This window comes from Aliiruegeria lutimaris (assembly GCF_900099935.1).
Classification (GTDB): Bacteria; Pseudomonadota; Alphaproteobacteria; order Rhodobacterales; family Rhodobacteraceae; genus Tropicimonas; species Tropicimonas lutimaris.
In genome coordinates, this window is the sequence record NZ_FNEK01000003.1 from 77,564 (window position 1) to 88,534 (window position 10,971).

General features: G+C 63.0%; 6 protein-coding genes. 3 read left to right on the plus strand and 3 right to left on the minus strand.

Annotated features, from left to right (window positions below; all coding sequences use genetic code 11):
• Positions 1-136 precede the first annotated feature (136 nt).
• The 3 genes from BLR85_RS02515 to BLR85_RS02525 form a co-directional block, all read right to left on the minus strand.
• Positions 137-1,012 carry an ATPase gene (locus tag BLR85_RS02515; protein WP_093149176.1) on the minus strand — a complete coding sequence of 292 codons (876 nt, stop codon included), beginning with the start codon at positions 1,010-1,012 and terminating at the stop codon, positions 137-139.
• Between the two features lie 293 nt (positions 1,013-1,305).
• Positions 1,306-4,416 (minus strand): efflux RND transporter permease subunit, encoded by a 3,111-nt coding sequence (locus BLR85_RS02520; RefSeq protein ID WP_093148794.1) that lies wholly within the window; start codon positions 4,414-4,416, stop codon positions 1,306-1,308.
• A gap of 1 nt (position 4,417) precedes the next feature.
• A complete protein-coding gene (locus BLR85_RS02525) occupies positions 4,418-5,773 on the minus strand; it encodes an efflux RND transporter periplasmic adaptor subunit (RefSeq protein ID WP_093148798.1) in 1,356 nt (451 codons plus the stop codon).
• Positions 5,774-5,941: 168 nt separating this feature from the next.
• Here BLR85_RS02525 and BLR85_RS02530 point away from each other — a divergent pair, with 168 nt between their 5' ends.
• The 3 genes from BLR85_RS02530 (at position 5,942) to recA (ending at position 10,874) form a co-directional block, all read left to right on the plus strand.
• Entirely contained in the window at positions 5,942-7,108 is a 1,167-nt protein-coding gene (locus BLR85_RS02530) for an RsmB/NOP family class I SAM-dependent RNA methyltransferase (protein WP_093148802.1), read from the plus strand.
• Positions 7,109-7,267: 159 nt separating this feature from the next.
• A complete protein-coding gene (locus tag BLR85_RS02535; RefSeq protein ID WP_093149181.1) occupies positions 7,268-9,553 on the plus strand; it encodes an ATP-binding protein in 2,286 nt (761 codons plus the stop codon).
• 256 nt (positions 9,554-9,809) lie between these two features.
• Positions 9,810-10,874, plus strand: coding sequence for a recombinase RecA (recA, locus tag BLR85_RS02540; protein WP_093148807.1), 1,065 nt, complete (start codon positions 9,810-9,812; stop codon positions 10,872-10,874).
• The last annotated feature ends 97 nt before the right edge of the window (positions 10,875-10,971 follow it).

Below are 10,971 nucleotides of genomic sequence, written 5' to 3' on the forward strand. Positions count from 1 at the left end.
GGAGGGTCTGAGATAGGACTTTTGCCCCGCGATCACAAGCGCCCAGTCCGCGGCGCTCGATGGCGTCCGGCTTTCGGGGCATTGGCGTTTGGGTCGGAACGGAACCGCTCGCGGGCACCCGGTGGCCGTGCCTCTTCTATGCGCGTTCGATTGCCCGCCCGATCAGCGCCTCGAACGCCTCCGCGCTTTTGGCGTCGGACACTTCCTCGGCTGAAACGGTCACGCCCCAGTTCCGGGCCATTGCCGCATAGGCAGGCTGGCGGCTGGCCATGGCGCGGCGGTAGGCGAAGCGAACGAAGGCGTTCGGGTCAACCTCTTCTTCCTTCACGTTGTTTTCGCGCAGGAATTCGTCCCAATTGGCATCCGTGAACGCGGCGCGATAGCACATCGGCTTCGGCGCTTTATCGAAGCGGCGTACCAACTCGTCACTATGCGCCTCGCTGCCCTTGATCCAGACCAGCAACATCGACCCGGCAAGGCTTCGCAGGATCTCGTCCTGTGGATCATGCGGGTCGACCACCTCGCAGATCGAACCGCCGGAATCGCAGACGAAATGCGGGTAGCCATAGAGTTCCTCGGCCCGCTCGATGAAGCGCGGCGCATCCAGCAACGCGGCGCGCTCGGCCTCGTGATGCTGCTGCTGCCGCTTGCGGTATTCCTCGATGCTCAGTCCGCCCTTGGACGGATCGCCCGGTTTGCCGAGATAGGTCGACAGCGGCTTGAGATTGTTGAAGGTGATGTTGGAGGCGATATAGATCGAGTCCGACATCAACAGGTCCCGCAGATGCGGCACCTTCATCGCCTCGCGCTTGAACTCGTCGGAGATCAGTTCGCCCATGTAGCGGGTGCCGATCCGGTAATCGACGGAATAGTGAAACCATTCCCCCTGCGCGCGCAACATGTCGGAAACATAGGTCTTCCCAAGACCGGACATGCCGAAAAGCAGGATGCGTTTCTGGCGGGCGGCGGCCCAGTCGGCGGAGTTCTGGTAGAGGCGAGGCAGGAATGTCATGCGGCCTAGGTAGCGTTCCGGCGAAGCGGATGCCAGCAGCGATTTCTGCCAATGCATTCCAATCAACCACTGAACCCAGACCGCCACGCCAGGACAGTCAAGAAACAGGAGCGAGGCTTTCATCTTTCCCGAAAATACCTCCGCCGGAGACACGATCCGCAGGATCGTTCCTGCACGAGCTCGAACATCGCGGCTTGCCAGGAAACCTTGAGAGGGGGCGTTGCCCCCCGCGCTCTGGCGAGCGCTCCCCCAGGATATTTTCTGGAAAGATGATGGGGAGAAAAGCGCTTCGCTTATGCCGTCGTTTTTCGGTCGGCCCGATCGAACTTGGAGATCCACTTTTTCACCGAGAAGATGTCAAAATAGATCGCCAACAGCGAGGGCAGTACAAGGATCACGAGGATCATCGAGGCCATCAGGCCGGCGGCGACCGAGACGACGAGCGGCACCATGACCTGCACCTGCGGGCTGCCGTCGGAGATGAGCGGTAGCAAGCCGATCACGGTGGTGCCGGTGGAGAGCAGGATCGGGCGGAAGCGTTCGCGCACGGCGTCGAGTGCGGCGGCGACGTGGTCTTCGTCCTTCAGGTGGGTCTGGAAGAAGGTCAGGAACAGGATGGCGTTGTTGACCACGATGCCCGCCAGCGAGGCAAAGCCGATGAAGCTCGGCATGGCGAGGTCGATGCCGAGCGCCCAATGGCCGTTGATCGTCCCGATCAGCGCGAAGGGGATGGAGAGCATCACCACGATGGGAAGCGTATAGCTTCGGAACTGGAAGGCCAGCACGAGATAGATGCCGACCAGACCCAGGACGAGCTTGCTCAGTGTTGAGGCCTGCGACTTGGATTGGTCCTCGGTGGCGCCGCCGATGGATATCGAGACGCCGGGATATTGGCGCATGATTTCCGGGCCGATTTCATTCGTGACTACAACGGAGATCTGCGCAGGGGTCGTGGTGGCGCGATCGATCTGGCCGCGGATGCGCGCGACGGCGAGGCCGTTCTTGCGGGTGATGACAGGGAAGGAGCTTGTCAGCTCGATATGGGCGACGGTGGAAAGTGCGGCGATGGAGCCGCCGCCGACCGAGATCGGAAAGGCCTCAAGGTCGGCCATGTTGCGGATGGAATCGTCCAACTCGACCTGTACCGTCACGCTCGACAGGCCGGTGCGGAAACTGTCGGTCTCTGAGCCGGCAAAGGCGCTGCGCAGCTGGCTGGCGAGCGCCTGTGGTGTCAGGCCGATGGAATAGCCGTACTCGTTGAGCGCAAGCTGAACCTCGTGCCGGCCGCCGTAGAAATCGGTGAAGGCTTCGGTCACGTCATCGCGGGCGGTCAGCGCCTGTAGAAGATCCGCGGCGGCAGCTTCGAGATCGTCAAGGTCGCGCCCGGAGAGCTCGACATCGAGATCGTTGCCGCCCGGGCCCATCTCGGCCTGGGCAAAGCTGGCCTGGATCACGTCGGGCAGGGGGCCGGCCTCCATGCGCCATTGCAGCAGCATCTCGTCGGCGGTGATGTTGCGTTTCGCGCTGGCCAGCAGGTCCACGGTAATGGTCGCGGTGTTGGAGCCATTATCGTTCACGTCGGAATTGGTGGCGTATTGGACCAGCACGCGCTCGACCAGCTTTTCGCCGCCCTGCGTGAGCGGCGTCAGCTTTTCATCGACGCGGTCCAGCGCGGCCAGAAGTTGCTCGACCCGCTCCACCGTGCGCTCGCGTTCGATGCCGGTTGAAAGCGAGATTTTCACCTGGACAGTGTCGCCCTCGATGGTCGGGAACCCCACGACCTTGACCTGTCCAGAGGCGATCAGGCCGAAGGAGAGCATCAGACAGGCGATCACGGCACCGACGGTCAGGTAACGCACCTTCACGAAGAAACCGGCGATGGGCAGCACCACGGCTTCCTTGAAGCGGTCGAGCACGCGGGCGGCGGGGCGGTGTTCATGCTCGGCGGGGTCGTCGGAGCCCGAATGGCTCAGGTGATGCGGCAGGATCAGGAAGCCTTCGATCAGTGACAGGCCAAGCGTCAGCAGCAGCACCATGGGGATATAGGCGAGGATCTGGCCCATCGTGCCGGAAACGAACATCAGCGGGCCGAAGACGCAGGCGGTGGTCAGGAAGGACGACGTGACGCCGGGGACGACCTCCAGCGTGCCGCGGCTGGCGGCCTCCAGCTTGCCGGTCTTCTTGCGCCAGCGCTCGATATTCTCCGCGATGACGATGGAATCGTCCATGATCAAGCCCACCGCCATCAAGAGCGCCACCAGCGTGATCATGTTGATGGTGATGCCGAAGGTGTCCATCAGGAAGAAGGTGCCGAGGAAGGAGACCGGCAGCGCGGCCGAGATCCAAAGCGCCTCGCGCAGGGTGAAGAAGAGCCACATGGTGGCGAAGACGAGCACGAGGCCAATGCCGATATTCTTCAGGATCAGCGTCAGGCGTTCCTTGACCAGGTCGGTCATGTTGAAGGTGACAGTTATCTTGAACGGGTCCGGCCATGCGGCGTTCTCTTCGTCAATTATGGCCTGTACCTGTTTGTAAATACGAATGGAATCGCCTTCCTTTCCCTTGAAGGCAAGGATGATCGCGGCCTGTTCGCCATTGATGAAGCTTTGGGTGTTCACATCCGCATCGACGATATGAACCTCGCCAAGATCCTTCAGGCGCACCATGCCGCCGGTCGCGTTCTGGAACACGATCAGGTCTTCGAGCTCGGCGATGGAGCGGCGCGCATCGGCGTAGCGCAGGGTGACGGAGGCGCCGTCGGTCTCCACGTCGCCCAGCGGCTGGCGGAGCGAGCGGGCGCCGATCGCGTCGACGATATCGCGGCTGGACACACCGTAACGGCGCAGCGCGTCGGTATCGAAAGTCACGCGCAATTCGCGGTCGGTGATGCCGGTGACATTGGCCTCGGTCACGCCGTCGAGCGCCAGCATCCGGTCGGCCAACGTGTCGGCATATTCGATCAGCCCGCGTTTGCCATGGATGCCCGAGATGGCGATCATCGCGATCAGCTCGTTGCGCCCGCCGAGCTTGACCGCAGGCGTCTCGGCATCGGTCGGCAGGCCGTTGATGCCGGAGACCGCCGAGAAGATGTCGTTGTAGAACTGAGTCAGGTCGCCGCCTTCCTCCAGCTCGGCGGTGGCCGAGGCCATGCCATCGACCGAGAGGCATTCCAGCTCGGTCAGCCCGCTGGTGCCGGTGAGGGAATCCTCGATGGGCGCGCAGATCTCTTCATCCACGTCGAGCGCCGAGGCGCCCGGATAAACGACGGAGACGGTCACGGTGGAGGCCGCGACATCGGGAAAGGTCTCGCGTTCGAGCTGCATGATTGTGGACAGCCCGAGCACGCAGATCAGCACCATCAACAGGTTGGCGGCAACCGGGTGCCGGACAAACCACGAGATCATGTCATTCGCCCTCCGCCGGGCTGTCGCCCTCAACGGGGACAAGGTCCAGCTTCATGCCGATCACCGGCGGGCGCGGATCGGTCAGCACCAGCATCTCGCCGCCCTCCAGCCCGCCGAGCACCATGACATTCTCGCCAATCACTTGCCCTGTCTCGATTTTCCGCGTGTCGAGGCGGCTTTCGCCATCGGCGACATAGACAAAGGGCGCGCCGTCATCTGCATAACGCAAGGCACGGCGCGGCACGGTCAGGCCGTCCGGGTGCGGCTGGCTCGAAAAGGTGACGGTGACGAAGGCACCGACATTGAGCGGCGGGCGGTTGATCTGGCGCTGGCTGACCATCGGGTCCTTGACCCGGACGACAATGCCGAGCGTGCCGGTTTCGCTGTCCATCGTGCCCCGCAGGCGGACGATTTCGGCCGGCCAGTGGGCGCTGATCCCGGCGATCTGCATCGAAACCTGCGCCGTGATCCCGGCCTCGGTGAAGATCTCGATCGCCTTGGTCACGTCGACCACCGTGTCGGAGGTAAAGCGGTCACCGAGCGCGACGGTGACCATGGGGACGAATTCGGATGGCTGGACCTCGGCGGTTATCTCGACGGCGGCGGTATCGTCCATCGTCAGCAGCGTGTCGCCGGTGCGCACGAATTGCCCGGTCTCGACATTCATGGCCGAGATCCGGCCGCGGAAGGGCGCGAGGATCGTCGCCTTTTCCAGCGAACGCTCGGCCTCGGCCAATTCGGCCCGGCGCACGGCAAGCGTCGCCTCCAGCGTCTCGCGCTGCGAGGGGTAGAGGGCCAGCGTGTTTTCCAGCTTTGTCACGGCATTGGTCTGGGCGAGCAGCACCTTCTGCGTGGAGTCGAGCGTGGCCTGGGTCGAGGTTCCCCGGCCGACCAGCGAGGCGATCCGGTCATATTCGGCCTGCGCCACTGCGAGGATCCGCTGCTCGACTTCGAGCGAGGCGCGCGAATTGACCTCCTGGCGCTCCAGCTCGGCCAGCTGCGCCTCGGCGGCGGCGATATTGGCAAGGCTCTTCTGCCGGGACAGTTCGTAATCCGTCCGGTCGATCTCGGCCAGAACGGTGCCGGCATCGACGAAGCTGCCCACGGCCAGCCCATCGGCCAGCATCACGATCCGCCCCTGGACCTCGGAGATCGCCGACCAGTCCCGCACCGGCTCCGCCCGCCCGTATCCGACGGCGGTGGCCGACACCTCGTGCGGCACCACCGCGCTCACGCGCACGGCAAGGTGGCTTTCCGCCGGCGGGGGTGGCAGCGTCTGATCCTGCTGCGTCATCATCTTGAAACCGATGAAGCCGAGGATGATTGGAGGGATGATGAGCAGGGGGCGAAGGTTCATGGCGTCTCTCCGTTCGGCGCCATTTGGACGACGCTAGCTCTGTTCGGTTGCGTCCTGCGGACAAAAAATACAATAGGGCAGGGTCGCACAGGGCGGTCTGCGTTACTAGAACGCGGGAAGACGCATTTCCCGTCGCCCGGAGCAGCGAAGGTTAACAGGGAGAACGCCATGACCCCCGAAGCGCGCCTGGCTGCGGCCGCGGAAATCCTCGACGGTTATCTCGCGGGTGCGCCGGCGGAGAAGGTGTTGACCAACTGGGCACGCCGGAGCCGATTTGCCGGCTCGAAGGATCGTGCGACAGTGCGCGATCACGTGTTCGACGCCATACGCCGTCGCCGCTCGGCGGCGTGGCTTGGTGGGGCCGAAACGGGGCGCGGGCTGATCATCGGGTTGCTGCGCGCGCGCGGGCAGGATCCGGAAGCTTTCCTTACAGGTCAGGGCCATGCCCTTTCGCCGATGACGGAGGCAGAGCGCGTGGTGCCCGCCGCGCCGGCAGGCAATGTCGCGCTGGACTGCCCGGATTGGCTCGAAGCGGATATGCGCGACAGCCTTGGCGACGATTTCCGGCCCGTCATGGAAGGGATGCAGGAGCGCGCCGAGATTTTCGTCCGCGCGAACCTGTCCCTTGGGACGCGCGAGCAGGCGCAGGCGCGGCTGGCCGCGGAAGATGTCCAGTCGGAGCCCGAACCGCTTGCCGGGACGGCCCTGCGGCTCGGGCAGGGCGCGCGTCGGGTGCGGAATACGTCATGTTTTCAAGAGGGTTGGGTCGAGATCCAGGATGCCGCCTCGCAAGCCGTCGCCGAGGCGGTGCCGCTGCAACCGGGCGCGAGGGTGCTCGATTTCTGCGCTGGCGGTGGCGGCAAGGCGCTGGCGCTGGCAGCCCGAAGCGGGGAGCGGATCTTCGTTCACGATGCCGACCCCGGCCGGATGCGCGATATCCCGGAACGGGCGGCGCGGGCTGGGGCGCGGCTCGAGATCCTCGACGGGATGCAACTCGGCCGGAACGCGCCTTTCGACCTCGTGATTTCGGATGTGCCCTGTTCCGGCAGCGGCGCCTGGCGGCGGCAGCCGGAGGCCAAATGGCGTCTGGACCGAGCCGCGTTGGACCATCTCCAGACCGTTCGGCAGGAGATCCTTGACAGGGTTTGCCGGCTGGTCTGTCCCGGTGGCCTGATCGCCTACATGACCTGTTCCATGTTGCGGAGCGAGAACGAGGCGCAGGTGGAGGCGTTCTGTGCGGGCAACCCCGAATGGAACCTGGAGCTATGCCAGCGGTTTTCGCCATTGCAGGGCGGGGACGGGTTCTTTCTCGCATTGCTGCGACGGAACGCCTGACCATGGTCGAAAGTCCGCCTGCCAAGGCAAAGATCCATTTTGCCTTAAGCGAGGATTAACGAATTGCGACCGAAATGTGTGGGAACCGAATCGCCCGGGAGAACCCTCTTGTCGCATACGGCGCTTGCCCCCGATCCCATTTCGCGCACCGCCGCCGGAATGTCCGCCCGCGTCCTGCACGTGGCGGTGTTCGCGCTTGTCCTGTTCGGGGTGGCTTTCTACGTCCCCGATCCGGTGATCGGCCTGGTGATGTTCGGCGCGGGCGGCAGCCTTGCCGCGCTGACCTTGCTGATCCGTCTGTTCTCGGCCCGGGACAACATGCGCCAGACAAAGGTCTCGGACGCGATTGCCCAGTTCATCGAGCATGATACCGCGCCGAGCTTCACCACCGACATCGATGGCGTGATCGAACATCGCAACAGGGCGGCACGAGAGCGCTTCGGCATCGCCGAGCAGGCCGAGGAGACATTGGTACGCTGTCTGCGGGATCTCTTCGCCAACCCCTCCGCCGTGCTGATGCGGCTCCAGAACCGGGCGGAGGCTCGGGGATCGGCCCGGGAGGATATCGTCACCCGGCGCGGCCACGTGCGACTTTTCGTGCACCAGGTCGACAGCGGGCGCTTCCTGTGGCGTCTTGAGGACCTGATCGAACGCAACCAGGCCGGGCGCGGGGTGGACAGTCTCAGCCTGCCTATGATGACGGTCAGCCGCTCCGGCACAGTTCTGTTCATGAATGAATCGCTGCGGCGGATCCTCGGCGGTCGGGTCAAATCGCTCGAGCGCGTGTTCGACGATCTGCCGCTTGTTCCGAACGGGATTCACCGAGTGCATGGCGCAGACGGCCCGTTGCGGGTGCGCGTGGTCGAGATCGATGGCGCCGGCGGACGGCAGGAGGTCTTCCTGATTCCCATCGGCGACGAAGAGCCGGAGGAGGTTACCGCGGCCGCGGCGCAGGCCGGGGATGGCGGAAGCCTGGATTCGCTGCCCGTGGCGCTTTTGAAACTCGATCGCGAAGGGCGAATCCTGTTTGCCAACCGTTCGGCACAAGACCTCTTCGGCGAGGCATCGCGGATCGGCCAGGAGTTTCACCATCTGGTCGAGGGGCTCGGTCGCTCGGTCAAGGATTGGCTGGCGGATGCCGCGGATGGGCGCGGCCTGGGGCGCCCGGAATTCGTCCGCGCAAGCGTTCCCGATCGCGAGCTCTATCTGCAGGTTTCGCTCGGAAGGTCGATCGAGGCTGGTCGGACGGTGCTGAGCGTGGTGATCAATGACGCCACCGAATTGAAAACGTTGGAGGCGCAATTCGTCCAGAGCCAGAAGATGCAGGCGATCGGCCAGCTTGCCGGCGGTGTCGCGCATGATTTCAACAACCTTCTGACCGCGATCTCGGGGCATTGCGATCTGCTATTGCTGCGTCACGACCAAGGGGACCAGGACTACGCGGACCTGGTACAGATCAACCAGAACGCCAACCGCGCCGCCAGCCTTGTCGGCCAGTTGCTCGCCTTCTCGCGCAAGCAGAACCTGCAGCCCGAGATCCTCGATCTGCGTGATACCTTGTCTGACCTGACCCACCTGCTGAACCGTCTTGTCGGCGAAAAGGTCACGCTGTCTCTGTCGCATGACCCGGGCCTGCGTCCGATCCGGGCGGACAAGCGCCAGTTGGAACAGGTGCTGATGAACCTCGTCGTGAATGCGCGTGACGCGATGTCGAACGGAGGAGAAATACGCGTCTCCACCGAGGCGCGCTACTTCGCCGAAGCATTCGAGCGGGATCGTGCAACGGTCGCGCCCGGAGACTATGTCGTGGTAAAGGTCGAGGACGAAGGTGTTGGCATCCCGGCCGACAAGCTTGCAAAGATCTTTGAGCCATTCTTCACCACGAAACGCACGGGCGAGGGGACAGGTCTCGGTCTGTCGACGGCTTACGGGATCATCAAGCAGACGGGTGGATATATCTTTGTCGACTCCTTCGTTGGTTCAGGTACGACATTCTCGCTCTACTTCCCTGCGTATGATCGAACGGAAGAAAAGGTTGCGGTGCAGGGCAAGACCGACAGAAGCCAGCAATACCAACATGGCGAAGGGGTTGTCCTTCTGGTCGAAGACGAGGCACCGGTGCGAGCCTTCGCATCGCGCGCCCTGCGGATGCGCGGCTACACCGTGCTGGAAGCAGAAAATGCCGAGGATGCGCTCGACACGTTGGCCGATCCGGAGCTGAAGGTGGATGTCTTCGTGACGGATGTCGTCATGCCCGGCATGGACGGGCCGACCTGGGTGCGCAAGGCGTTGGTGGATCGTCCCGATGTGCAGGTCGTATTCATGTCCGGATATGCGGAGGACAGCTTCACCGACGAGCAATCGGCTATTGCGAACTCGGTCTTCCTGCCGAAGCCCTTCTCGCTCAACGAACTGACCCAGACTGTCCGCGATCAGATCCAGTGATCGGAAACCTGTCTGTTGAGACGTTGCGAGGCGTCATGGCGGCGCTGAATGAACTCGGTGCTTCTCTACGGATCAAAAAACCGGTCACCTCGATTTCGGATGTGGATTTTCACCGGATGTTAACAGAGGCGCGCCATGAAGGATTTCGACAATATCTCTTGAATTGTTCTCAAAATGTTCTCATAACACGAGAACAAGGCAAGAACACGAGCAGTCATTGCCGCCACGACCGGTGTATGGAATAAGGACTGAAACAATGGCGACCGCGAGCCTTCTCGACATGGCAGAAAAGAAAAGTTCCGACAAGCAGAAGGCGCTCGATAGTGCGCTGGCCCAGATCGAACGGCAGTTCGGCAAGGGCTCGATCATGCGCCTTGGCGGCGACAATCCGGTAGCCGAGATCGAGTCGACCTCGACCGGTTCCCTGGGCCTCGATATCGCGCTCGGAATCGGTGGTCTTCCCAAGGGGCGGATCATCGAGATCTACGGGCCGGAAAGCTCGGGCAAGACAACTCTCACGCTGCATTGCGTGGCCGAGGAGCAGAAAAAGGGTGGCGTCTGCGCCTTTGTGGATGCCGAACACGCGCTCGACCCGCTATATGCCCGCAAGCTTGGCATCGATCTGGACGAATTGCTGATTTCCCAGCCGGATACCGGCGAGCAGGCGCTCGAGATTACCGACACGCTGGTGCGCTCCGGCGCCGTCAGCATGGTGGTGGTCGACTCGGTCGCAGCTTTGACACCGAAATCGGAACTCGAAGGCGATATGGGCGACAGCTCGGTCGGCGTTCAGGCGCGCCTGATGAGCCAGGCGATGCGCAAGCTGACCGGGTCGATTTCCCGCTCCAAATGCATGGTGATCTTCATCAACCAGATTCGCATGAAGATCGGCGTCATGTTCGGCAGCCCGGAAACGACCACGGGCGGCAACGCGCTCAAGTTCTACTCTTCCGTCCGTCTGGATATCCGCCGCATCGGTTCGATCAAGGATCGCGACGAGGTGGTCGGCAACGCAACCCGCGTCAAGGTCGTCAAGAACAAGGTCGCGCCGCCGTTCAAGCAGGTGGAATTTGACATTATGTATGGCGAAGGGATCTCCAAGACGGGTGAGTTGATCGATCTCGGCGTCAAGGCAGGCGTGGTGGAAAAGTCCGGCTCTTGGTACTCCTATGGCGACGAACGCATCGGCCAGGGGCGGGAGAATGCAAAGACCTTCCTGAAGGAAAACGAGGCGATTGGCCTGGAAATTGAAGACAAGATCCGGGCGGCGCATGGTCTCGATTTTCATGCCGTGGCTGGAGAGGACCTTCTGGAGGACTGATCCGGCAACGGCTCCGACGAATTTGGTACGAAAACGGCGGTGGTCAACGCGCCCACCGCCGTTTTTTTGTCTGCGCCGCCGCAGGCGGCGCCCGGCC